General features: G+C 51.2%; 16 protein-coding genes and 2 pseudogenes. 13 read left to right on the forward strand and 5 right to left on the reverse strand.

The window, feature by feature from the left end; genetic code table 11:
• Positions 1-25: 25 nt before the first annotated feature.
• From FE784_RS02990 to FE784_RS03000, 3 genes and pseudogenes are all read right to left on the reverse strand, one after another.
• On the reverse strand, positions 26-1,060 hold the full coding sequence (locus FE784_RS02990) for an ABC transporter substrate-binding protein (protein WP_246131882.1): 1,035 nt from the start codon (positions 1,058-1,060) through the stop codon (positions 26-28).
• A gap of 124 nt (positions 1,061-1,184) precedes the next feature.
• The gene (locus FE784_RS02995) at positions 1,185-2,297 is read right to left on the reverse strand and encodes a helix-turn-helix domain-containing protein (RefSeq protein ID WP_139600640.1); all 1,113 of its coding nucleotides are present in this window, start codon (positions 2,295-2,297) and stop codon (positions 1,185-1,187) included.
• A 132-nt stretch (positions 2,298-2,429) separates the two neighbouring features.
• Positions 2,430-3,475 (reverse strand): annotated as a pseudogene (locus tag FE784_RS03000) (bifunctional transcriptional activator/DNA repair enzyme AdaA).
• A gap of 574 nt (positions 3,476-4,049) precedes the next feature.
• Between FE784_RS03000 and FE784_RS03005 the strand changes: the two are divergent.
• Both FE784_RS03005 and FE784_RS03010 read left to right on the forward strand, forming a co-directional pair.
• Positions 4,050-6,335, forward strand: a complete 2,286-nt coding sequence (locus FE784_RS03005; RefSeq protein WP_139600641.1) for a PrsW family glutamic-type intramembrane protease — start codon at positions 4,050-4,052, stop codon at positions 6,333-6,335.
• The gene (locus FE784_RS03010; RefSeq protein WP_139600642.1) at positions 6,335-6,664 is read left to right on the forward strand and encodes a hypothetical protein; all 330 of its coding nucleotides are present in this window, start codon (positions 6,335-6,337) and stop codon (positions 6,662-6,664) included. Before FE784_RS03005 ends, FE784_RS03010 begins: the two co-directional genes overlap by 1 nt.
• A 166-nt stretch (positions 6,665-6,830) precedes the next feature.
• On the opposite strand, the gene FE784_RS03015 is transcribed toward FE784_RS03010, so the two are convergent.
• Entirely contained in the window at positions 6,831-7,460 is a 630-nt protein-coding gene (locus tag FE784_RS03015; protein ID WP_139600643.1) for a PadR family transcriptional regulator, read from the reverse strand.
• A 289-nt stretch (positions 7,461-7,749) separates the two neighbouring features.
• Between FE784_RS03015 and FE784_RS03020 the strand changes: the two genes are divergently transcribed.
• From FE784_RS03020 to FE784_RS03065, 10 genes are all read left to right on the forward strand, one after another.
• The gene (locus FE784_RS03020) at positions 7,750-8,958 is read left to right on the forward strand and encodes an FAD-dependent oxidoreductase (RefSeq protein WP_139600644.1); all 1,209 of its coding nucleotides are present in this window, start codon (positions 7,750-7,752) and stop codon (positions 8,956-8,958) included.
• A 355-nt stretch (positions 8,959-9,313) separates the two neighbouring features.
• Complete coding sequence (locus tag FE784_RS03025; RefSeq protein WP_139600768.1) at positions 9,314-10,567, forward strand: nitrate/nitrite transporter; 1,254 nt, start codon at positions 9,314-9,316, stop codon at positions 10,565-10,567.
• 49 nt (positions 10,568-10,616) lie between these two features.
• Positions 10,617-13,040 (forward strand): nitrite reductase large subunit NirB, encoded by a 2,424-nt coding sequence (gene nirB / locus FE784_RS03030; RefSeq protein ID WP_139600645.1) that lies wholly within the window; start codon positions 10,617-10,619, stop codon positions 13,038-13,040.
• Positions 13,041-13,066: 26 nt separating this feature from the next.
• Entirely contained in the window at positions 13,067-13,423 is a 357-nt protein-coding gene (gene nirD, locus FE784_RS03035) for a nitrite reductase small subunit NirD (RefSeq protein ID WP_139600646.1), read from the forward strand.
• 35 nt (positions 13,424-13,458) lie between these two features.
• A complete protein-coding gene (locus FE784_RS03040; protein ID WP_139600769.1) occupies positions 13,459-15,546 on the forward strand; it encodes a molybdopterin oxidoreductase family protein in 2,088 nt (695 codons plus the stop codon).
• Positions 15,547-15,655: 109 nt separating this feature from the next.
• Positions 15,656-16,927, forward strand: a complete 1,272-nt coding sequence (locus tag FE784_RS03045; protein ID WP_139600647.1) for a molybdopterin molybdotransferase MoeA — start codon at positions 15,656-15,658, stop codon at positions 16,925-16,927.
• 112 nt (positions 16,928-17,039) lie between these two features.
• Positions 17,040-17,864, forward strand: a complete 825-nt coding sequence (locus FE784_RS03050) for a DUF2935 domain-containing protein (RefSeq protein ID WP_139600648.1) — start codon at positions 17,040-17,042, stop codon at positions 17,862-17,864.
• Between the two features lie 791 nt (positions 17,865-18,655).
• Positions 18,656-19,663, forward strand: a complete 1,008-nt coding sequence (locus tag FE784_RS03055; RefSeq protein ID WP_176705922.1) for a LacI family DNA-binding transcriptional regulator — start codon at positions 18,656-18,658, stop codon at positions 19,661-19,663.
• 216 nt (positions 19,664-19,879) lie between these two features.
• A complete protein-coding gene (locus FE784_RS03060; RefSeq protein WP_139600650.1) occupies positions 19,880-21,175 on the forward strand; it encodes an ABC transporter substrate-binding protein in 1,296 nt (431 codons plus the stop codon).
• 145 nt (positions 21,176-21,320) lie between these two features.
• The gene (locus FE784_RS03065) at positions 21,321-23,222 is read left to right on the forward strand and encodes a right-handed parallel beta-helix repeat-containing protein (RefSeq protein WP_176705923.1); all 1,902 of its coding nucleotides are present in this window, start codon (positions 21,321-21,323) and stop codon (positions 23,220-23,222) included.
• A gap of 448 nt (positions 23,223-23,670) precedes the next feature.
• Here the strand turns inward: FE784_RS03065 and FE784_RS03070 are convergent, their stop codons facing one another.
• A complete protein-coding gene (locus tag FE784_RS03070) occupies positions 23,671-25,380 on the reverse strand; it encodes a right-handed parallel beta-helix repeat-containing protein (RefSeq protein WP_176705924.1) in 1,710 nt (569 codons plus the stop codon).
• Positions 25,381-25,794: 414 nt separating this feature from the next.
• On the opposite strand from FE784_RS03070, the pseudogene FE784_RS42750 reads away from it, so the two are divergent.
• A pseudogene (locus tag FE784_RS42750) lies at positions 25,795-25,951 on the forward strand (PEP-utilizing enzyme); the annotation flags it as partial.
• Between the last annotated feature and the right edge of the window lie 60 nt (positions 25,952-26,011).

Raw genomic sequence — 26,011 nt, forward strand, 5'->3', positions numbered from 1 at the left:
CTGGATAAGTACATATCTCTTTTATTTAATTCCCGGTTCGCTTCGCCAGCATGTCTGCCGCTTCCTTCATCGTTTCGCGGATCGTAATAATGTCCACCCCGTAATATTTATCCGTATCGATAAAATGAAGATTGCTTTTCCGGACGGCAGGAAGGTTCCTCCATATGGCCGAGTTTTCGATTTCCTTGAAAGCGGCCTGATCGTCGCCCTGGCCGCGAACGATAATGAACATATGGTCCGCCGCATATTCCGGCAGCTTCTCGAGCGAAATCTCGACCGCGGAACCATATTTGTTTTTGGCTATTTCCGCGGCCACGGCGGCGGGCGCCTTCGTTTGCAGCGAGGTTCTGACCATATACCCGGCAAAATTGCGGTTTAAGTAAATGCGCAGACGTCCTTTTTCTATCCGGAAGACGGATACGGTTTCGTCGCCTATGGCCGATTTTACTTTCTCGCGCGAGCGCTTCATCTCCTGCTCGTAATCCTCGATCCACTTCTTCGCTTGTTGGGGCTTGCCGACCGCATCGGCGATTTTCGGAAACGTCTCGTAAATCGGGTCTTGCTCGAACGAAAAATAAACGACCGGCGCGACCTTCTCCAATTGCTCGACAACCTTCGGGTAAATGTCGTGAGCGACAGTTGACATGACGATCAAATCCGGACTCAATTGCAAAATTTTCTCCGCGTTTGGCGGATCACCGATCGAATCGACTCCGGCGGCCAATTCATTTTTGATGAACGTGATTTTGAAATCGTTGTTTCCGGCTGCAATCGGTTTTACCCCTATGGCCATCATTTCCGCGGAAAAGTCGCTGACGATTACACGCGTTGGAGTTACGGGAATCTCGACTTTGCGACCGAGATCGTCGGTAAACGTGCGCATCTGCGGTTTTTCCGCTTCGACGGAGCTGTTCTTGCCGCTTGCCGGCTCCTTACTTACTGCTTGGTTTATTCCCGGCGCGGATTCCGTCCCGCAGGCCGCGAGGAGCACTGCCAGCATGATAGCGGCGATTGCCGACAAGAAGACGGACCCGCTTTTTTGATGTACGTACTTGTTCATAACACCCTCCATTATGATAATGATTCTCGATATCATTAAAAGGATAACATCGCACCCTATGACGAACCATAGAGCGATATGATGGAAAGGATGGATTTTTATGCGCGTACACCGTCATATAAAACTATTGCCGTTCCTTCAGCACCAGCGAAGCGGCCTCGTCCATTTGTCCGGCAATCGATGCCGGATCGTATGCCAGCCAACGTCGGACATCAACCTCGTATACGTTGCCGCGGCGAACGGCCGGATAGTTGCGCCATATATCCATGGCTCGAATCTGCTCCCAATAAGTCTGTGTAGAACGATCCGGCTGCAGGACGACGAACAGATGATCGGCCTCGTAAAAGGGCAGTTCTTCGGGAACAATGACGCTCGAATGAAAATGGCGGTTGCATAGGCTTTGCAGCTTTATTTTCTCGGGGGGATCGAACAAGAGGGAGCGATATAACGGATAGCCCATATTCATCATTCCGTATATTTGCAGCATGCTGCCCCTGATTCTCAAAACCGCTGCCGTATTGCCGACTCCCGCGGAAGCGAGCCTATGCCGCAGCAGGGAGGACCGCTCTTCGTAAGCCTTTATCCATTGAGCGGCATCGTCCGCTTTGTCCGTCAGCCCGGCGATAGTCGCCAGTTGATCGTATACGGGATCTTTGTACATCTGCAGTACGACCGTCGTGCCGATCGCGGACAAGGCCGGCTCCAACTCCTCCTCTTCCGTAACGATCAGGTCGGGCTCCAGCTTGCGAAGCCGTTCGATATCGAGCATGCTTCCTGGACCGTAAACATCGGTGGCCGTTTCGGTCCAGTCGGCAAAATATCCGCTTACTTTGCAGCTGTTTACACCGACCGGCTCGATACCGAACATGCGGAAATATTCATAATAGTCGAGTGCGACAATCCGCTTCTGCCGATGCAGCCGGTATAAGGAAGGAGAAACGCCGACAGCTTGCTTGAAGCGGCGGCTGAAATAATAAGGGTCCACAAAGCCGACTTGACGGGCTATTGCGACGATCGATAGATCGCCTTGCCGAATAAGCGATTTGGCCCGCGTAATCCGCAGCTCGGTCATGTAGTCGATCGGGCTTGTCCCGATATATTTGCGAAACAATCTAGAGTAATGCTCCGGATTCATATCGGCGAGCGCCGCCAGTGTTTCTCGGGTAACGGGCTCATTCAGATGACGCTCCATATAGGCTGCTGTTGCTTCGATTCGTTTGCGTGCGTCTGCCGCCATAGCGGGGCCCCCTAATCGCTGATTTCGAAACCGAATTGAGAATTGTTATCATTCAGTATTAGTATAGGATAGAAAGAGAACGGATTCAATTAAAATACCGTTCTCGTAATAGTCGGAGGGCGGGTAAGCCCGTTACCGCCCTTGATTTTCATGATTAAGCAGCCACTGCTTACGCGTTATGCCTCCGCCATACCCGCCCATATCGCCATTTGCGTTGATGACGCGGTGACAGGGGATAACGATGGCAAGCTGATTAGCGCCGTTAGCCTGTGCCACGGCACGAAAGGCATTTGGGTTTCCAATCGCGGCGGCTATGTCCGAATAGGAACGGGTTTCCCCCGGCGGTATTTTTATCAATTGGTTCCAGACACTCTTTTGAAAAGGCGATCCCAGTAAAAAAAGCGGAGTTTGGAATTCGGTTAGTGTACCGTCAAAATATTGCGCCAGTTCATGTTCAATGGACCGAATCGGATCGGACATACCGGGTATAATCGCAGATTTGCCTCTTTGCCTGAGGCGTTCAATCTCGCGCTCGAGACCTCGGCGGTCAACAAATTCCAGAAGATAAAGCGCCTCCTCGTCGGCGATCGCAATCATGGGGCCGAGCCGCGTATCCAACCATGATGCTTTTAGAGGAAGTCGATCTTCCAGCAAAGTAGGCGCCGCTCCCATAATTCGGGAAAACGCGTCCCGGAAACCACTGCCGGAGTCATAGCCGCTTGAAAGCTGGCATCGATTACGGTTTGACCCGCTCTAATGTTTTTCAAGGCAAGTCCCATGCGGCGTGCTCGCGCGTATTTAACAAACGTCATGCCGAATCGCTTTTTGAACTGACGACGTGCCGTCGATGCATCAACGGACAGATTCCGGAAATCTTGATCCTTCCACCGTTTCTCCGGGTTTTCCTCCACAGCCTCTACCATCAGACGGACAACCTCTGAGACTTGGTTGGGATGGGACAATGGCCGACAGCGTTGACAAGGTCGAAAGGAAGCTAGAAGCGCCTGCTCGGCGGTCTCGTAAAATTCGCAGTTTTCAAACTTCGGTTTCCTTGCCGGACATGTCGGGCGGCAAAACACGCCTGTTGTCTTGACTCCTACAAAAAAAACACCTTCATATTCCGTCTTTTTCTCTAACAGAGCGCCATAATATTCTTCTTTACGTTCGGCTGGTATCATTCTTGCCTCCTTGAATGTTGGTTACGCTCCTAATTATAGAGCTTTCCGCAAAAAGACGCCGCCGAAAATCAGGCATTGATTTTATTCTCATAAAGAATGTTAAATAAAACTAATCTCTGTAATATAGCACCACCCTGGAATGAATTTGTATGGCAATACTATCCCAAAATCCGACATCATAATCCGAATTACAACTGATGGCCTATTGATGAAGCGGGTGCAACATATTACCGTAAATAGAGGAACCATTTTCCGTTATTGCCCCGAATTCCGTTGCACACTTGAAGATAACGGAACAGGCTTCCTTTTTTCTCGATCTATGAGGGTGAATGATCGTGAACAGCATAGTAGCGGAACGTTCTTCCGTTATATTGCTATCGAAATGGGGACACGGGTCTATTACGTTCATCGGTTCCGCAATATTATGGATTCACAGTCCCGCACGCAGGCAAGGCGGCTAGCCTTCACCGATCAAGCGGTATATGAATTTCAATACACGATGAATGATGCCGTCGTAGAAAAAAATGCGGCGAATTGCCATCAAACCTGTTTAAGGACTATGGCAAGCTGGTGAATGTATACTATATCCTTTGGGTGCGATCCGAACCGTTATCCCATCCATGACCGGACCGCCGTCAAACGGAATGCGGCGCGCCTGCACGGGGCTGTCCGCCAAGAGGAGGCTACCGTAACGAATACGATTTGGCTCATTCGCACCGGAATCCGGGATCGGCTCGAGACCATTTACCGGTTATGCCAAGCATGGAATGCGAAGTATCCGTTCATCCGGATGGCGTATACGATTTTTTCATGGATTTCGTTGACCGTGTTTGTTTTAAGCCTGTTTTTTCTTAAAGACTCACGAACCATGATGATTCAATATTTATGGTCGTTTTATGTGCTGCTGCAATTCTGGTTCCTGTGCCGAAGCAAAACGCTGGCGTGGAAGCCTGTCGTGCTGTTCGTCCTGGCGGGCGTCTTTCTTGTCGTGCCGTTCACGGCCCTAACGGTCAATGCCGTCCATGCGCTCTTCGGCGGGAAAACATCCGACACATGGTCCGTTGCCGTCATCACGCCGATTTTCGAGGAACTGTGGAAGCTCCTGCCGCTTGGCGTCTTTCTGCTGTTCTCGCGTCGCGCTTCCGCCTTGAGCTTGAGCGATTATACGTTGATCGGCGCGGCGACGGGAGTCGGCTTCCAATTGATGGAGGAGCTCTCCCGCCGATGGCTGAACTCCGGCGTTCTCTCGGATAGGTACGGGTACAGCTTTACGATATTTGGCGGAGAAACGATCCACTGGGACTTGTTCGCGTTATTTCCCGGTCGTTTCGAAGAAAGTCAGCTGCCGTCGGTAATGTGCGTCGGCCATCCCGTACATACGGCCATGATCGCTCTTGCCTGCGGAATCGCCTATAGACTGCGGACAAAGCTTACGAAATGGATATTTCTGTTCCCGGCACTGATTCTGCTCTGGTCCATCTTGGACCATGCCGCCTATAACGGCCAGAACAAGCTTCCCGATTGGGTGTTTGCTATCCATAAATGGGACGGAAACGGATATAAGACCCAGCCGGCGTTTCTAATCATGCTTGCGGCAGCGCTCGTTGCCGATTACTGGTCGCTGAACAAAGTGCGGCGCCGACTTCCGGCGCTGCCGAACGAGACGCTTCTCAATCCGTTCTCCGAGCTGTGGAACATGCTCTACGCCCTTTTCCGCGACAGGGGGAAATTCGTTTTTTGGCTCGGCTTCTACCGAAAGCGGCGGGAGCTCGGGTTTCATTTTCTGTACGGAAACGAGGAAGCGGCCGGCAGGCAAGAGCAGGTCCGGGAACGGATGAAGCTGTTCTACGGGGCGCTAACCGGAATCGCGGCAATATTGCTTGTTGCCGGTCTGTTCGCGGGGATGGAGGCTTACGCTGGCGGCGATGGAACGGTTTGCTTCGCCTGTATGTTCGATTCGTTGCAAAACTGGTGGGATCGGCTGGAATGGTATGAGCAAGGAGCGATCGTGTTAGGCGCACTTGCGCTATCGTTGCTGTTCGTCGGGTTCTGGCCGGCTGTCGGCATCGCGCTGACCGCGGCGGGAATAGCGGGCAGCGGACATGAGATCGCAGGCTATATCCGCGATCCCAAAAAGCTGCTGACACCGGAGAATGCGCTCGCCGTAGCGGCAGGCATTATACTAAGCCGGATTCCTTTCGGGAGGGCATTGGGATGGGCAGGGAAGAAAGCGCGCGGCTACGTGCGCAGACTCCTCGACAAGTTGAGCTCCCGGAGACCGGATGTCGACGTGCCGGATAAACCTCCGAAGCACGACGGTACAGGCCCCGGCAAACACCCGGAAGATCCGGATAATCCGAAGAAGCCGGATGACGATGCGCCGGATAAAGATAAGCATAAAGCGGATGACGAGAACGACGATAGGGCAACAGTGGCAGGTAACAAGTACAGCGAGGTCGAAATTGTCGATCATCGGGGAAATCCGCTTGGCGAGTTCGATGAAATCGATTTGGAGAACCGCATTTTCTATGAAGACAAGACGGCCAAAGGGCTGGATCGCGTCAATCCGCGAACGGGACAGCCCGCGCAGACGCCTCAGGAATTTACCGACAAGCAATTACTCGGGAAGACGCGGACGCGTATTCATAACTTGATGGAAAATGCCGCCTCAACCCGACCGACGCCTAACGGGTCTCCCGAAGTGCCCGATTTGGAGGAGATCAAATCGATCCGCGACTTCGTATTCCGGCTGGATGGCGACACGCCGGAGCTCCGAAGCGCCGCCGAGAATAGTTTGAACCAGCTCAGAGCCGAATTTCCGGATTATACATTCAACATTTTGTTTGGGGGAAAACCTTGATGTCCATTAGCGCTTTTATACCCGATCCGACCAATGATTTCGAACGGCAATACAACGTACCCGTCGCCGCGGAGGCGTTCTTCGCGGAATGCTGGGAGCCTGCCGCGGAAGCTTTAGGCTTGAAATGGGTGCCCCTTTTTTCGACCGGGATCGACGTCATGAGGGAAGATTTGCCGGCAGTGCTCGATGAACTTGCCCGACTGAAGCAGTGGGCCTTAAGCCAAGGGGGCGAGGAACGAACGGCAAAGCTGGCGAGCCGGATCGAATTGCTGCTGACCGAGTTGCCCAAAGCGCTGCAACGGGATGGAGTCGTCGTCTATATCGGGTGATGCGCCGACCGTAGCAGTGTGATTCGTTCTCCGAAGTTTGGTTCATTAGCGTCACCGCAAGGTCGTAAAGAAGTGCCTTAGCCGCAAAAATGAACCCTCCCTGTTCTTGTAAAGCAGAACAAGGGAGGGTTTTTGCAATGGATTCATCCGAGTCCATACTCCTTGGCTATGAATCGGTATGTCCGTGGGAAGGTTCTTTGTATGTTACATTCCAGACGATCTGATCGTCCTTCCGTTCCGTTATGACCTCATCCTCAATATCCTCCATCAACTGTCTAAGCCAGTTCTGCTCGGCTTCGAGCAAAGCAAGGGAATACTCCTGTTCGATGACGAATACGCGGTCGATTCCCATTGCCATTGTAGCCTCCATGGAGGAGCGGATGTCTTGAATTTGCTTGACGAGCGCTGCGGCCCGTTCCTTCAAAAGATCAAGTGCAACACGAGGCGACAAATGACCTAAAAAAGAAAGTCCGGCCGCAAACTGCGGATATTCTTTCACAGGCGTGCGCAATAAAGATTGCAACCATTCGAAAAACTCCGCGTTGCCAGCCCCCGTAGGCTCGTAGATCGTCCGCTCGGGATGTTTTCCCTCACGCTCCGTCGCTATCGGCTGAATCAGCTTGTTCTTCATTAAAGTCTCGATCACGGCGTAAAGTGAGCCCGTGTTCAATTTGATACTGTCGGAAATGCCTCGTTGGCGCATCGTGACCCCGATTTCGTAAGGGTGCATGGGGCGCTCATGCAGCAGGGACAGGATGGCCAGAGCGAGCAGATTACTCCGCTTTGGTTTGGGCATGCCGCTTCAGCTCCTTTCTGTTTGATTCAGAAAAGTTAACTTCGCTAAAACGTTAAAGCGAAGTGCGAGTTTCTGAACCAAGAAAAACTTCCTCTAAATCGCGGTCGCTCTTCTTTGAAATACGTCGATAGACGTTTTTCTTACAACAACAATGATAGTTGGAGATATGGACTTTTACTTATTATAGCCCATTTTGATTATATGGAGAAACAATAGTTGACTTAACTTAGTTTAAATAATATAGTCTAATTAAACTAATCGTTTGTAAATAATGAAAGGAAGATGACAGATGGAACCCATTAGTAATCGGGCCAAAAAAGCTTTGATTATCGGCTGCGGGATCGCGGGACCCGCAACGGCGCTTTTTCTGAAGAAGGCAGGGATCGACCCCGTCATCTACGAAGCGGACGAACGAACCGACGATTATGCCGGATTGTTCCTCAATTTGGCGCGCAACGGGCTGCAGGTACTGAAGGAATTGGGAATAGACGCCCAAATCCGCCAAGAGGGCATTGCGATGTATACTATGAAGATGCTCAGCGGCAAGGGCAAGCTGTTGGGCAATGTCGGCCAAATGTCCGGAGAACCCCAAGGCTACACGATTAAAAGAGGGATTCTGCACAAAGTATTGCGTGAGGAAGCACTGCGTCAAGGGATTTCGATCGAATACGGCAAGAAGCTCAAAAGCATAGAAACAAATGAGCCTGATCGAGTGAAGGCTGCTTTCGAGGATGGAACATTTGCATCCGGGGATTTTCTGATTGGCTGCGACGGCATTAATTCCCGAGTACGAAAAATTGTCATGCCTAGTGCGCCTGCTCCAACTTACACCGGATTAATTAGCTTTGGCGGGTTTCTGCAAAGCACGGCGATTGCTTACGAACCGGGAATTCAGACGATGGTCTTCGGAAAACGGGCGTTTTTCGGTTATTTGGTCAGAAATGCCGAAGAGATATACTGGTTCGGCAATATGAACTATCCCGGAGAGCCAACCCGGCGGGAGCTGCAGAACATCCCGCAGGCGGAGTGGCGACGAACGCTAAACGGTCTATACGCCGATGATATCGCGCCTCTTCCGGAGATCGTGCGTTCGACGGAGGAGGAGATCGGCGTTTTCCCGATCTACGATATGCCGTCGTTGCCCGTTTGGCACGAAAAGTCTGTTGTTTTGGTCGGTGACGCCGTCCATGCTACGTCGCCCAATGCCGGACAGGGCGCCTCATTGGCGCTTGAGGATGCGATTGTGCTGGCCAAGTGCATTCGGGACTTCCCGGATGCGGGACTGGCATTTTCCGAGTTTCAGAAATTGCGCCGCGACAGGGTGGAGCGGATTGTGCAGTATTCCAGGAGCATCGGACAACGCAAGCATGCGACGAATCCGGTGCAAGTGTTTTTCCGCGATTTGATGATGCCGATGTTTCTCAAATCGGCCAATAAGGTTTCGCATAGTTGGATGTATGATTACAAGGTCGATTGGAACGGGAAGGTCGCGCAATAGAAGTTCGGGGAAACCCGCTACGCCGGATATGCACTTGCGGGGCAGGACGACCAGAAGGGTGAATACACGAATGAATGTAACAAGAAAATGACATAATGAGTCATGTTTAATCCGTTATTTCGAATGATTTATTGAAATTAAGAAAATCTGCGTCATTATTGTTGACATCGCGTTCGATGTTGCGTACAATTTACTTATCAACTATCACAAAGCAGTGATATTTTCCTAATCAAATAAGGGACACAATGCCGTGTCCGCTTTGGCAAAGAAGCCTATCCCACTTTACGATGATCGTATCGGGGATAGGCTTTGCGTTTTTCAAAACCGGAAAACAAAGAGAGGGGAATGCGGGATGGTGGATCGGAAGTCTTTCTTGAATAGCGGTCACAAGGGGTCTTTGTTCAGCGCATTTTTGTACTTTGACATGAGCTTTATGATCTGGGTCATGCTTGGCCCGCTGGCGGTGCTGATTGCCAACGATTTCGAAATGGATGCGGCTCAAAAAGCGAATTTGGTCGCGCTTCCGGCACTGGGCGGCTCGATTTTACGGCTCGTGTTAGGTTATTTGACAGATAGAATCGGTCCGAAGAAAACGGGTGTCATCGGGATGACGCTGACGATTATCCCGCTGCTGGTCGGCTGGAAACTGACGGATTCGCTTGCGGACATCTATTTCGTCGCTCTGATGCTCGGCATTGCCGGAGCCAGCTTTGCCGCAGCTCTGCCGCTCGCCAGCCGCTGGTATCCGCCCGAGCATCAAGGACTCGCGCTCGGCATTGCCGGTGCGGGCAACAGCGGAACCATTTTCAGCACCTTGTTCGCCAATCGGTTGGCCCAGCATTATGGAGACTGGCATGTCGTGTTCGGCTTGGCGATGATTCCGCTGGTTCTCGTATTTCTCATTTTTCTCTTCACGGCCAAAGACAGCCCCAATCAGCCGGCTTCCAAAAAGATGGCGGACTATGCCAGGGTATTGAAGCAAAAAGATACATGGCTGTTCTGTCTTTTCTATATGGTGACCTTCGGCGGTTTTTCCGGCATGGCCAACTACCTGACTATATTTTTCAATACGGAATACGGTTTGAACGCGGTCGCGGCCGCCGATTTTGCGACGATCTGCATTATCGCGGGCAGCTTGTTCCGTCCGATCGGGGGCTGGTTATCCGACAAGGTGGGAGGTATCCGGATGCTAATGCTGCTCTATGCGGTCATCGGGCTGATGCTCGCCGCGGTCTCGACTTTGCCGGCGCTGGCGGTCACCACCGTGCTGCTGTTCATCGGCATGATGGGAATGGGGATGGGCAATGGAGCGGTGTTCCAGCTTGTGCCGCAGCGATTTCCCGAAGAGGTCGGCATCATTACCGGCATTGTCGGGGCGGCGGGCGGCTTGGGCGGATTTTTCCTGCCGAAAATTTTAGGCAACCTGAAGCTGTCGACGGGATCGTTTACCCCGGGTTTCCTTGTTTTGTCCGGAATCGCCCTGTCATGCATCGTTATCATGTATTTGGCCCAGCGCGAATGGAAGCGTTCCTGGATCGGAGAAGGCGGCAAGGTAGGGACGAGCGCATACATGGACGGCGGGCTGACCGCGGATGCGCCCAAAGCATAGAAGCGGCAGCAAGCGAAGGGAACTATACCAAGAAAGGAATGTGACGGATATGGGGCGGAGAGAAAAACTGGTACTTATCGGCAACGGGATGGCGGGGGTCAACACCATTGAGCATTTATTGAAGCTGGCTCCAACCAAATATGAGATTACGATTTTCGGCTCGGAGCCTTATCCCAATTATAACCGGATTCTGCTTTCTTACGTGTTGTCCGGCGATTCCAAGGTTGAGGATATTTTCATCAACACCTACGAGTGGTATAAATCGAACGATCTCAAGCTGTATGCGGGTCATACGATATCCGGCATTGATGCCGAGGCCAAAACCGTAACGAGCGATCATGGCGTCACGGTGTCATACGATAAGCTGATTTTCGCCACCGGCTCGAATCCGTTTATGCTCCCGCTGCCGGGTGCGGATAAGGAAGGCGTTATGGCTTACCGGACGATTCGCGATTGCGAGCTGATGATCGAAGCCTCCGCAACCTATAAGAAAGCGGTAGTTATCGGCGGCGGCTTGCTCGGTCTCGAAGCGGCCAGAGGGTTCCTGAACCTGGGCATGAAGGTCGATGTCGTACACATTACCGATACGATCATGGACCGCCAGCTTGACCGGACGGCCTCGAAAATGCTGCAGGAAGCATTGGAAGCGCAGGGCATGAATTTCTTGCTCGAGAAGCAATCCGCGGAAATCGTCGGAGACAAGCGCGTGACAGGTCTGAAATTCAAGGATGGCACCGAGACCGAGGCCGATCTGATCGTGATGGCGGCCGGAATTCGTCCGAACGTATCGCTCGCGCAGAGTATCGGGCTCGAGACGAAGCCCGCCATCCTGGTTGACGACTATATGGAAACGAGCCTGCCGGGCGTTTACGCCGTCGGAGAATGCGCGATGCACCGCGGCATTGTCTACGGTCTCGTCGCTCCGCTATACGAGCAGGGCGCCGTGCTGGCCAAGCGCTTGGCCGGCGTCGAGACGCCGCCCTATGAAGGGTCTGTCGTTTACACGAAGCTTAAAGTTTCGGGCGTCGATGTATTTTCCGGCGGACAGTTTATCGAGAACGAAGGAACGAAGGCGATCCGCGTTCATGACGAATTTTCCGGGATTTATAAGAAAGTGCTTATTCGGGATAACAAAATCATCGGGGCGGTGCTGTTCGGGGACACGGCGGACGGTACCCGTCTGATGCAAATGATACGGAGCGGCCAGAACGTCAGCGGAATGGAGAAAACGGCCATACTCCGCGATTCCTCCTCGTCCGATCACGTTGGTGGCGGCGTGGCGGAAATGCCTGACGACGCTATTATTTGCGGCTGTAACGGAGTCAGCAAAGGTACGATTTGCTCCGCCATTCGAGAGCAGAGCCTGACGAGCGTCGAAGAGGTGAAAAACTGCACCAATGCTTCGCGCTCCTGCGGCGGCTGCAAGCCATTGGTAAACGATTTGCTCGGTTACACGCTCGGCGACGGCTTCGCTGCGGGTCCGGTCAAGGAAACGATTTGCGGCTGCACCGAGCATTCCCGCGAAGAGGTCGTGTCGGCAATTCGCGATAAAGGCTTGACTCACATTCGCGAGATCATGAATGTGCTCGATTGGAAAAATCCGGAGGGCTGCTCCAAATGCCGACCTGCGTTGAACTATTACCTGGGCATGATTCATCCGAAAACATACGGCGACGATCCGACCTCGCGATTCGTCAACGAGCGGATGCACGCCAATATCCAGAAGGACGGCACGTACTCGGTCGTTCCAAGGATGTATGGGGGAGTTACGACACCGTCCGATTTGAAGAAGATTGCCGAGGTCGCCGAAAAATATAACGTTCCGACCGTAAAGCTCACCGGCGGACAGCGCATCGACCTGCTCGGAGTGAAAAAAGAAGACTTGACCGCCATGTGGTCCGACCTCGACATGCCTTCCGGCTACGCCTACGGCAAAGCGATTCGCACGGTGAAAACATGCGTCGGCGATGACTATTGCCGGTTCGGCACCGGAGATTCGATGGGTCTCGGCATTGCCATGGAGAAGCGCTTCGAGCGGCTGAGCACGCCGGCCAAGGTGAAGATGGCCGTCTCCGGCTGCCCGCGCAACTGCGCGGAATCCGGTATCAAAGATCTCGGCGTCGTCTCGGTCGACGGCGGCTGGGAGCTGTACGCCGGCGGCAACGGCGGCGTGAAGGTCCGCGTCGGCGACTTGCTCGCCACGGTCAAGACCGAGCAGGACGTTATCGAATATACGGAAGCGTACCTGCAGTATTACCGTGAAACCGGCAATTATGGCGAGCGCACCTCGGAATGGGTCAACCGACTGGGCATCGAGCATATCCGCGAGGTCATGAAGGACTCCGAGCAGCTCGAGGCGCTTCGCCAGCGGATCGACACCGCTCTCTCGGTGACGAAGGACCCTTGGCGGGAAGCGATCAACAGTGAAAAAATTCAAAAAGACCTGTACGAAGTCGTCGAGCTGAACAGATAGACCGAAATGCAGAGGAGTGAATGGACATGAGCAACTATGAAGTAGGCGTCGAGCTGCGGTGGGTGGACGCTGTCGGTTATGAAGAACTGACCATCAACACGGGAAAAACGATACGTTATCAGGAAACGGAAGTCGCGCTGTTCCGGTTCGGCAGCGGCAAGGTGCACGCGATCCAGAACCGCTGCCCGCACAAGGACGGCGTACTGGTGGAAGGAATCGTTTGCGACGAGCACGTGTTCTGCCCGATGCACGACCGCAAAATTCACGTCCCGTCAGGGCTCGTTCAGAAACCGGACAACGGCTGCGTACGGACCTATGCAACCAAAGTGGAGAACGGCCGGATTTACATCGGATTTCCGAAGACAGAGGAGCTTGCCAGCTGATTAAGCATGCGGAGGTGAAGAACGTGACTGTAGAGATGAACCTGTCGCCTGCGCTTGCTTCCTCGACGCACTGCTGCTTCTGCAGCATGCAGTGCGGTATGGAACTGGTTGCCAAAGGTCCGGGTTTGGCGATAAAGCCGAGCCCGGACTTTCCGGTAGCTACGGGACGCTTGTGCCAGAAGGGGCTCCATGCGCTGGACCACGTCATTCACGAGGAGCGCATTGTCCGGCCTTCCCGGCGGATGAATCGGCATGAGCTCTGGGAGCCGGTTGAATGGACGGATGCGCTGTCGCATATCGCTTCCGGAATTAAAGAAATCCAGAACCGATACGGCAACGATGCGGTTTGCGTCTACGGGGGTGGATCGCTGACCAACGAGGTCTGTTACTTGCTCGGCAAATTTGCCCGGGTTGCCTTGCGCTCCAAATATATCGATTATAACGGGCGTTACTGCATGTCCTCCGCCGCTGCGGCCAGCAATCAGGCGTTTGGCATCGATAGGGGCATGACGATGCCGCTCTCCGAAATCCCGAAGGCGAAATATTTGATTTTGTCCGGGACGAACATTGCCGAGTGCCAGCCGACGATGATGCCGTATTTGCTGGAAGCGAAAAAAAACGGTGCCGTCATCGTGACGATCGACCCCCGCAACACGATGACGTCCAAAAGCGCGGACATTCATGTCCGGCTCCAGCCCGGCTTCGATTCGGTGTTCGTCAACGGACTGCTGCATGTGATCGTTGCGGAGAAGCTCTATGACGAAGCTTTTGTCCGGGAGCGGACGAATGGCTTGGAGCAGCTGGTCGAGGCGGTAAAACCGTTCACCCCGGCCAGGGTGGAGGAGCTCACCGGCATACTCGAGGCGGTAACCAGAACGATCGCACGCGGTTTTGCCAAGGCGGACACCGGGATCGTGATGACGGCCCGCGGCTTGGAGCAGCAAGTGAACGGTGTGGAGAACACGTTGAATTATATAAACCTTGCCCTGATTACGGGCAAAATCGGCAGGCCCGGCTGCGGCTACGGGGCGGTCACCGGACAGGCGAACGGACAAGGCGGACGAGAGCACGGGCAAAAGGCGGACCAGCTGCCGGGCTACCGGTTGATCGAAGATCCGGCCGACCGCGAGCATGTCGCGAGCGTGTGGGGCATCGATTCGGCGGAGCTGCCGGGCAAAGGCGTATCCGCCTACGAAATGCTGCAAAAAATCGACGAAGGCGAAATCAAGGCGATGATCGTGCTGGGCTCCAATCCGGTCGTCTCCAGTCCGAACAGTCTGATGGTAGAGCGGGCGCTGAACAAGCTGGAGCTGCTGGTGGTCGTCGATCTGTTCGAAACGGAAACGGCGCGGTTCGCCCACTGGATGCTGCCGGGCTCCTCCTTTCTGGAAGGCGAGGGTACATTGACCAATCTGGAGGGCAGAGTATTTCACAGACCGCAGGCGCTGCCGCTCCCTGGCGCGTGCAAGCTGGACTACGAGCTGATCTGCGGGCTGGCGGAGGAACTGGGCCGCGGCGCTTATTTTCAATATGATTCGATCGAGGATGTATTCAATGAAATGCGCAAAGCAACGGCTGGCGGAAAAGCCGATTACAGCGGCATAACGTACGGGCGCCTTAGGCGGGAGAAAGGAATCTTCTGGCCTTGTCCCTCGGAGGATCATCCGGGCACGCCGCACTTGTTCCGGGAACGGTTCGCCCACCCCGACGGTAAAGCGAGGCTGAAGGGCATCACGCCGAAAATGCCCGCGGAGCCGATCGACGAGGAATATCCTTATATATTGACGACGGGACGGCTGGGGAACCATTATTTAAGCGGTGCGCAAACCCGCCGCACACCCGGGCTCCTCAAAAAAGCCCCGGTGCCGGTAGCCGAAATTCATCCATGGCTGGCAAGCAAAATCGGTCTGGGTCTGGAAAGCAAGCTCCGCATTACGAGCCGCAGAGCTTCGCTCGTCTTTCATGTCAAAATTACGGAAGGCATTCAGCCGAGGACGATCTTCGTTCCTTTTCATTGGGGCGAGGAGCTATCCGTCAATAGATTGACCGTCGATGCCTTGGATCCGACAAGCCGCATGCCCGAGTTCAAAATTTGCGCGGTGAAGGCGGAGCGGTCCGACTGAAGCTCGATATGAAACCGATCAATCATGAAATGGCGAATGTGCTGAACCGGGAGCGGCTTCAACATACGCCGACAGGAAGACGGATGTCGCAAATCGGGGGGGTAATCGGATGGACATCGCGATGCACAAAGAAGCACGCCTGACACGGCATGCCGTTCAGGTCGCCCAGGCGCAAGGGTTGATCAAGCCCTATATCACGCCTCTCGAATCGAAACGGGTTCCGCTTGAGCAGGCCTATGGCAGCTATTTGGCGGTGAACATTGCCGCCTCCCACCCGCTGCCGCATTTTCGACGCTCGGGCATGGACGGCTTCTCGATCCGCACGGAAGATTTGAGAGGAGCCTCCTCAGAGACGCCTGTACGGCTGAAAGTGATTGAACGCATTCCGTGCGGCGCGGTTCCGAGAAAACGGCTGGAGAGGGGGACGGCGGCACGGACAATGACGGGAGCCATGGTTTCGGAGGGGGCCGATGCGGTCATCCGTATGGAAATGACGCAGGAGGCGGTCATCGGAGGCATTTCGCATATTATCGTCACAAAACCAATCCAACCGGGCGCCAATGTGTCAGAGGTCGGATCGGAATTGGAGGAAGGAGCGGGAATAGTAGGGCAGGGGTGTAAAATCCGATCCGGCGAAACGGCTTTATTGGCTATCTACGGGTTTCACCATGTGCCGGTATACCGCTCGCCGGTCGTCGCCATCCTATCCACCGGTGAGGAGCTATTGCAAGTGGATGAACCTTTGCAACCGGGCAAAATCCGCAACAGCAACGCGCCTATGCTAGCCGGTTTGGTTAGGCGGGCTGGCGGGATTCCCCATTGGATCGGAAAAATCGGAGATGATTTGGACGAAACGCGACAGCGGGTCCAAGAAGCTTTGGCGTCAGCCGATCTCGTGGTCAGCACAGGGGGAGTTTCCGTCGGGGACTATGATGCGATGGCGGACTTTTTCCTGCAATGGGAAGGGAAAACCTTGTTTAACAAGGTGGCCATGAGGCCCGGCAGCCCGACGACCGCCGGCGTTCTGGACGGCAAATTAATTTTTGCGTTATCCGGCAATCCCGGCGCCTGCTTTGTCGGGTTCCACCTATTCGTCCGTCCGGTTCTTCTGGGGATGCAGGGAAGCGTGGAACCCCATCTTCCTGAAATCAAAGCATTTTTGCGGCAAGGCTATGCCAAAACCGATGCATATACAAGGTATGTACGCGGAAGAATCGTTTTTTCAAGCGATGGGCGGGTATGTGTGGAGCCGGCGGGACAAGACAAATCCAGCATCGTAACCTCGATTAAGGACTCGGATTGTCTGATTTGCATTCCGCCGGGGAAAGAGGAGACCGTCCCGGGCAGTCTGGTTTCCGTATTATGTCTGGATAAGGAATAAAGCCTCACAAATAATAAATTAAATAAATTAAAGAATGTCAATAGACAGATGACCAATCGGGGCATTCGCACATATGGTAAGGAGTAAATGCTATCCCGAGAGGAGTTTCAAAATGTCAAATGAGTTTGTAGCGCGTTCTTTGGATGAAGTAAGATTTTGGTCGCGGATCATGAAGGAGCATTCGCTGTTCCTCAAGTTAGGATTCCGGTGCGAGGATACTCAATTAATTCAAGAAGCCAATCAGTTTTATACAACATTCGAAGCGATCGAAAATAAGGCGAATGCTTTCACCATCGGGACGGATCCGCAGACGATCAAAAAGTTTAACGAGGAAGTTCATATTGCGGTTTCCTACATCTGGATGTTCAAAAGAAAAGTGCTCGGCTTGATATTGACTTGCCAACTGCCGGGCGCGAACAACTTCCCGCTTTTGGTCGATCATGTGAGCAGGGAAGCCAATTACTTCAGAAATCGGTTGACGGAACTAAATACGGGCAGGTTGGAACCGCTGCCTGACGCCATTATCGACGAAAACGTATTTTTCCTCAGAATTATGGCGGATCATGCCAAGTTTATCAGTCACCTGCTTGACCCTTCGGAACGGAAGTTGGTCGATCAAGCCAATAACTTCAGTCAAGAATTCGACCAATTGTTATTTCAAGCGCGAGACTTGGATTCCATGCGTCCGCAATCGCAAACGTCGCCGCTTCTTGACCAGTTTCTCGACCAGAATCGGGTGTCCGTTACATCGTTGCGCGACTTTAAGAAAACAGCTCGCGAGCTGATTGAGGCATGCCGGATCAAAAGTATCATTCATCCGCTTTTGGCGGATCATGTATTTCGTGAAGCCGAAAGATTTTTGGCCATTATCGACATGTTTGAAAACAGCTTGACGGGAAAACCCGCGGCTCCCCTTCAAAGCCTGATGCTGGACTGAATAATAACGGTACGTCAATCAAGAATCCGCGTAAATCGCGGTTTTTTTTTCTATGACAGCATAATCCACATACAAACAAGGGGGCGTTTGATGGACGTGATATAGTGTTGCCCGTGCATAGAGGAACTACATTCCGTTATGGCCCCGAATTTCGCGACTCGCCTGAAAATAACGGAACAGGCTTCCTTTATATCGAGATTTCGGTGTGAAACTAATCGTGAACAGCGGAATAACGGAACGGTGTTCCCTTATTTTGCACTCGACACGAGGGCTCGGGCCAATAGCGTACTCCAGTTCCGCTAATTGTTGGACCTGCGGTCCCGCAAGGCGCCGCCCGGCAGAGGCAGCGAGCCTTTCACCGAATCTGGCGCTGCACCCATTATCCGCACTTGTACGCGAATTATGCTGTCGTAGTTTTTTTACGACTGACCATTAAACGCACAAACTTTGTTCTCAATCTGTTTGAGATTCCCCGACCATACTTCGTAGGTTTAATCGACCCTGTATAGTCACTTCGACCCTCATATTCGACTACTCCTCGCACCTTCGATCGTTCGCCTTCGCCCGGCTCACGCTTGGCGTTCGTGGCGAGCCCCTTCCGCGCAGCCGCAATTCGCTGTACGTATCGTTATTTTTCTCTCTTCGCTTGCAATCGGTTATAATATGGAATAAATAGACGAGGAAGTTGATTCCTATTACAATCGTCGATCAAAAGACATGGAATTCCGGCATCAAAACCAATGTCGGGAATTTTTTGCTGGAAAGAAAATTGTAGGGGGATATTTTGGGAAATGAAGAATCCTATGAAAGTAACGATAAAGGATATTGCAAAAATGGCCGGCGTGAGCCATCCAACAGTTTCGAAGGCTCTTAACGATGTTCCAGGGGTTGCGGAGGAGACGCGCAATAAAATATTATCCATCGCCAAGCAGATGAATTATATGCCGAATATGGCGGCTAAACGACTTTCGGACAAAAAGTCTAATTGTATCGGGCTTATCTGGCCGGTTGCAGAAAGTCTGTTTTTCTACAATCTTTGCATGCTGATCCATGCAGAGGCGGGAAAGAGGGGGATAAATGTCATTACTTCCCTTGTCGCCCCGGTCGAAGCGATGCGTACGTTTAACCAACATTTCGTTGATCATATTATTTTTTGGTGTTACCCTCGCTGGGTACCGTCTATCGAGTTTTTGAAAGAAAAAGAACAATTCCATGGAGAACTTTTGCTTGTAGGCGGGGGCAAAATGGATGGAGCCCATTGTATATCGATCGACAGAATAACGGGTATATATAAAGCCGTTGATCATTTCGTTCGGCTGGGACATCGCCGTATTTCGTTTATAGGAGAATCTTCGGATAAATTAACGGGTTTTACTCAAGCTTTTGTCGAGCACGGACTCGAATATCATCCGGACTATGTCGTTCGCACCGATGATCGTAACTTGGATTTCGATCAGAAGATTCGCGATTTGCTGGTAAATAATAATAATAAGCCTACCGGGATCCTTGTCGATAGTCAGGCTGTTTTGTTCCGGCTGGTTCGATTATTGAGAATACTAAAAGTTAGCGTTCCCGATGATATTTCCGTTATTGTTTACGACGATATTCCGGAGATGGAGCGTTTTGAAATTCCATTCACGACAGTGGGACCTTCCATAGAGAAGTTGGCTAAAACATCGATCGAAAGTTTAACGAGAGGACCCGAGACGAATGGCAGTTGGATTAACGTAGAAATCAAATCAGAGCTTACGATTCGTCATTCCACCAAGCCCGCAATCGACTCGACAACCAGCAAGTAACAACTTCATCCGGCAGGGACCCAGTAGCGCGCTTCGCAAAAGCGCGTTATTTAAGTTGCGTATTTACTTTATGGTACACGTGTAATATAATTTTCTTGTAAACGTTTTATAATATGTTTTTTGAAAAATGAACACGTGTAATATTTAAAAGTTGGACGTGAATGAAACGAATTGAAAGCGTTTAATATTTCCCGTGTTTTAGAAAAGGAGGAGCCTATGACTTGGAAAAATAAAAAAACATGGTTGTCCGCCATGTTAGCTGTATGGCTAACTGCTTGCAGCGGAGACAATACGGCAACCGAGAAGGATGACAAACCGGAGAATGTCCCGGAGAAACCCGTCACGTTGACTTTGTATAATGCGGGTACCTCAATTGGCTTAGAGGACATGATCGAGAAGTTGGTAAAGGAAAAGTTCCCCCATATTACAATAAATACGATTAAAAGGGGGGAAGGCATCAACATCCAAGTTTTGCTTTCGCAAGGTACAATCCCCGACTTGATTTCCAACCCGATTGGCGGCGTTTGGGGGTTGAAAGACGATCGCCTCTTGTCTGATTTGACTCCGCTCATCAAGAAACAAGGATTCGATCTGGGAAGACTGACTCCCGGCATTGTCGAAAATGTCAAAGCGCACGATGACAACGGGGAATTCATTTTTATGCCGTTCGAATTGAATAATAACGCCTTGTTCTACAACAAAAATATTTTTGATAAATTCGGGGTTACTTACCCGACGGACAATATGACCTGGGAACAAGTATACGAGCTGGCGAAAAAAGTGACCCGAATGGAGAACGGCATACAATACAAAGGTTTTTTGTACGACGAGACGAGTTTGGTACACAAAAATCAATTAGGTCAGACATACGTGGATCCGAAAACGCAGAAAGCTGTCGTGAACAACGATCAATGGAAAAAATGGCTCGAAGTCATGACCAGCTTTTATCAAATCGAAGGAAATCAACTGGCTAAAGGAGAGACGGAAAAAGATCTGTTCTTGAAAAGTCAGACATTGGCAATGCGCACGGGTCCCAATTTCTTGACCGAACTGCCCGAGGCCGAAAAAAGAGGAATGGAATGGGACGTCGTTTCATTGCCGCATTTCACCGAAGGATCGGGGCAAGGCTCCCAGATGAATACACCGATTTATGGCATTCCGTCGATAAGCAAGTATCGAGAAGAAGCATTTCAAGTCATTGCTTACTTGCTGTCGGACGAGGTCCAAAGCATTATGGCAAGACAAGGAAGAATACCGGTACTGAAAAACGAACAGGTGCTAAAGGAGTTTGGCGCTGGACTGGAGGGACTAAAGGGGAAAAATTTAGCCGCTTTTTTCAAAGATACGATCGCCAAACCGATCTTGCTCTCGAGATATGACGGCATTTCCAAAGTCGCGATCGTAAACAAAGGAATCCGGGGAATCGGGATGGAGAAGAAAGATCTCAATACCGCCCTGAGGGAAGTTGAGGAAGAAATCAATAAGGGGATCGAAGCGGCTCTGAACAAATAAGGAGGTGAGGCCCGCCCGCATGAGGCCGACTACACTTGCATAAAGCTCCAAGCTTCTTTGTGAACTGCCTGCACTCAAGATTCACAATACGTTAGAAATGGAAGATGGACGGATATTAAAGTGTAAATTGGAGGCGAATTCGTGTATGAATACGGACACTAACGAGAAGGACAGTAAGCTTATCAGCAGAAGAAACTTGATTATTTCGGCCGGCTTGGCGAGTGCGGCTTTGGCAGCGGAAGGTGTACTCGGAAACATCCGGGTAGCAAATTCATCCCCGGGGACAGTCGCTCAATCGGTATATGGGGACAGCGCTCTTAACGGAGTTTCAACAATCGTTCCTGTATCTATCGATGAGTTAAGGAACAATACTACGCCGGATAGCGATGCAAGGTACTACATAACGGATATAGAGAAGCATGGATTTTTCTATTATGACTCCAATGATACAACAACCCCGGACAATACGGGGACGGTTGTAGTTTCCACATCCGGAGCAAGATTCAAGAGGATCGTCGAGGGCATCTATAATGTCGTCTGGTTCGGCGCCAAAGAAGATGCCGCATTCGATAATAAGCCGCCTATTCAAGCGGCCATCGATGCTGCAGTCGCGGATGGAGGAGGTACTGTTTTCTTTCCTCCAAACCGTTTCCGTATTACGCAAAAAATTAACGTCTCTGGATCGCTTCAATTGGTCGGCGCACCCGGATCGATTATAGATTATGATTATAATACGGGTCATTGTATCGAAGTTTCCGCCGACAATGTCTTGATTAAAGGTCTTTCTTTTGAAACGGAATACGCTTTCCAATGCGGACAGGTGACCATATTATCCAAAAACGTCACCATAACGGAATGTCGATTTAACGGCCGCGGGTGGGCGGGAGTTCTCATGAAAGACACCGCCGGAAGCACGGTTATCGATCATAATTTTTTTAAAGACTATGCTTTTATGGTGTGCGGTCACGGTTCCCGAAATAATATCATAACGAACAATCATTTTACCGGAGGCTCTACGGAAGGAGTTCCGAACCAAAATGGTTGGGCTACTGAGCCGGTTGGGGATGGAGTGAAATTATCGTCCTCGACCGGAAGCTACGATCCGCAATATTTCGGTCCGCAAGATAATGTAATAGCCAACAACATATTTGACAATTGTTACAGGGATGCAGTGGACATGTTTACGGACGGATCCTATACCATTGTCACCGGCAATGTGATTCGAAATCTCGTTACGACCGGACTTGATATAAAAACGATATACCGAGATTCTCCATACGAGGGCGGCACGAGTATCCCAAATGTACGTCAGATTAGTCGTATAGTAGTTTCCAACAACTTGTTTAAGAATATCGGGATTAAGCCGGACTCGAATTTTATTAACATCAACCATCAAGAATACCGTTCCGGCGTCACTCGCGATCCGGCTAACGGGCCAAAGTTAATTTCCATAATCGGCAATTATTTTGAAACATGCTCGGGAAATGGAATCGATATCATCGCAAGTATCGGGGTAATGATTCATAACAACATCCTTCGGGATGTTACGAAAAGGGGTATTTCCGTAACAGGAAATTGCTCCGACATTACCATTCAGGGAAATGACGTGGAGTCCAAGGAGCATGGAATTACTTCCACTAGCGCTGGGAATAAAAATGTTACGATACTCGACAACAGAATTACAGCGGGCATCGCCAATAGCAACTTTTCCGCCCTGCTTGTGGTAGGAGAACGAAACCAAGTTTCAGGCAATCATATTAAATCATTCGCAAATGGCGTATTTGTATCCGGAGCAACGAAAACGCTTGTTCAAGGGAACCATATCAACAATTGTTCATCCACCGGTATCAGGTTTGAGAGTACGGTAGCTACCTCTTCGATTATGAACAATCAAATGTCCGACTGTCCTACAGCGATCCGGTTTGACAGCACTTGCAGCAAAATATCCGCCTTTAATAACGTGGGGATCGATAGCCCGAACGGTTTTGTAAATACGAACCTAGTTACCGGTTATACAGAAGCAAACAATGTACTGGTAACAAGCTAATTGTATCAAATTTATCAAATAAATCGGCGATCGCTTCCAGTCTGGAATCGATCGTCTTTTTTTAACGTTTCAAAATTTTTAAGTTCGCTAAAGCGACACAGCTTCAAAGCAATGCTTCTATAAAGCGAACTGCGAAATTGTGAACCAAGAGAAACTACCGCTAAATCGCGGTCGCTCATCCTTGAAATACGTCGATAGACGTTTTTCTTATGAGACGGATTTAAGCCAAGTGCGACAGTTCTTCCATTCGCAGATCGTCATTAAGCAAACGAAAGGTTGCCTTCATTCTACAATTCTTCGAAAGTTTTTATAAGAGCAGTGCAACCCAAAAACGCCCGACATTCCCTTGTGGGGGAAGTCAGGCGTTTGACGACGGCCATGAAACAATCGTTTGTGCAAGGATGCTTGCAGCCAGTATGGCTAGTTGAAGCGGGAAACGAGCATCATATTACATGGTAATCCAAGCCGTGCCGATACTGAGAAAGCTTCGGAATTCACCTGCATCAGTCAAAACGACCGTGCAGCCGCCGTCGATCGTCTCCGAACCGCTTGCGGTGATTTGTACCGGGTTCGTTCCGGAATCCGCCTTCTTGATCGTGAATTTCATTCCGTTTACCGTGGATGCCGGAGGCATACTCACGATGACAGGCTGCGCCGAGGCATCCACGATTAGATGGTTGTCTCTCCCATCGAGTGTCGTATCAGCGTTCGCGTTCCGGTATGGCAGCTTTAAATTCGGCACTGCGGCTGCCGGCGGAAGCGTCAACAAGACGTCTTCTATCGCTCCCAGGTTCGCAATCGTCCCGCCCAATCGATTCAAGCCGACCGCGCCGGTGGATATTTGGGGATAACTGGCAGATGCGGTCTGTTCCACCCGCACGTTGCGCGTGTGTGGATCGAACTCGAACGGACTTACCGTGTGGCCGACCGATTCACAATCACGGTACACAAGATCCGTGATCGTAAAGCCTTCTAGAGCGTACGTAGCAAATCCTCTGCGGATAAACGACGGAGTTCGGTCGTCGATGGAGCGGCAATTATAGAAATGTGAGTTGCCTGCGCTCGACCTGGCTTCCGAAGCGACCGTGCTGATGAAGAAAGAGGCGGCGTACGATAAAGCGGCTTCGGTCCCATTGTTCGTATTGCAGTTATACGCCGTGCATCGGATATAGGTCGTGCGGACGCTGTCGGCCGAGCTGGACAATTCGAAAAACCCGGACCATTTCTCATATTCGGCGAGGCAGTCGATATATTTTACTTCTCCTTGTGCGGCATCGGTGCCGTCTTTGCCGTAAACGGTCGCAAATCCGAAAGCATTGTTTCGGGAAACGCAGTTTTGGAAGATAATATCGATACGTTCGCTGGCGGTGCTTAATTTCTTTATCATCGACACGAATCCGCGTCCTTTGTTGCCTTCCGATACGCAGTTTATGAGCCTGATTTTTTTCAACCGATCGGTAGGTCCGTTTGGTTCGATATCCACTCCGGCCTGTGGATTCGTTCCGATCGTATTCGTGAATGTGCAGTTTTCGACGAGCAATCCGTCGACGGATATGACGGACAAGCCTTGTCTCCGGTTATTATCCGCCCGGCAATCCCGCAACACGATGTTGCGGCAATAGCTGTTCGTCGCCTGGTAGTTGCCGATATAAAACCCGTCGCCGCCCGAGTCGTTCGCGTTCACTTGTTCGATCGTAACGTTATCCGACCCGCCGATATCGAATATATGAGCCTGCTCTCCCGCCGGGTAAGCCGATTTGTTCATCCGAAACACGGCGCCATTGCCGACAATGCGCACATTGCTCACATTAAGGATGCGAATCAGCCGCTCATAGGGGGCCGTCACCCGAAGCGTATCAACCGCTTGGATAACGGTACCCGGGGCTAATTCGAGAACGATATTGCCGGGAATATACAACTGGCCGGTCAAGTAATGGGCGCCTTCCTGCTTGGGAACATACAGCTTTTTCCCTGACGCTGCATTCAGCGCCGCCTGAAACGCCGCCGTATCGTCAGTCACTCCGTCTCCTTTCACGCCGAACCAGCTTGCCGAAAGCACCGTAACCGGGGAATTGGTCGCGTTCGCTTCTTCCCATCCATGTCGGTCCAGTATTCCCTCTGAAGCGACGGCGACACCCGCCACTCCGACTTTTGTCATCGGCGCTCCTCGGCTTGCTTGCTTATCAGTCATGTTATCGGTCATTGTATTCGGTTCCCCCTATCATTTTCCCGCCTTGGCCGCTTCGATCTGATCTGATTGATATCTTCAGCCGTTTCCCGCAGCACCGTATTGACGTCTTTGCGTTCTATGCCATGCCCCGGATTCCTTTTTTGACGAGCGACACTTTGGCCAATGATTCGTAAATCGTGGTAGGCGACCAGTTTGGCGACAGTATCTTGGTTTCACATTTTTCGGGAACCGTATCGGTTCCTTCTTAAATATGCTGGATACGTGCTGCGTTAGCTACATAACTTTTCGTGATAAAGTTATGTTTTTTGCGTAATTTCAGGCAGAGCAAGAAGTTCCGGTATGTCAATTGTCTGAGTAAATGTCACTCTAACTCGTCTATGAAAAGGCTTAGTGACGGAAGTCGGCGGGATGATGACGCATGACGCCGTCATTGCGAGCGAATACGATCTTCCGTGGTGGAAGCCTTAAAAATGAATAAAGGACGGGTAAAAAGAACCGAGTGAACGGAACGGAAGGGTATGTCGAAATCATGGATTGACTAACGATGAAACAGAGAGTATTATTTAGTAAATTAGTAATTTAGTAAATTTCAAGAGAG

Origin of the sequence: Paenibacillus hemerocallicola (assembly GCF_006265175.1) — a bacterium.
Classification (GTDB): Bacteria; Bacillota; Bacilli; order Paenibacillales; family NBRC-103111; genus Paenibacillus_AB; species Paenibacillus_AB hemerocallicola.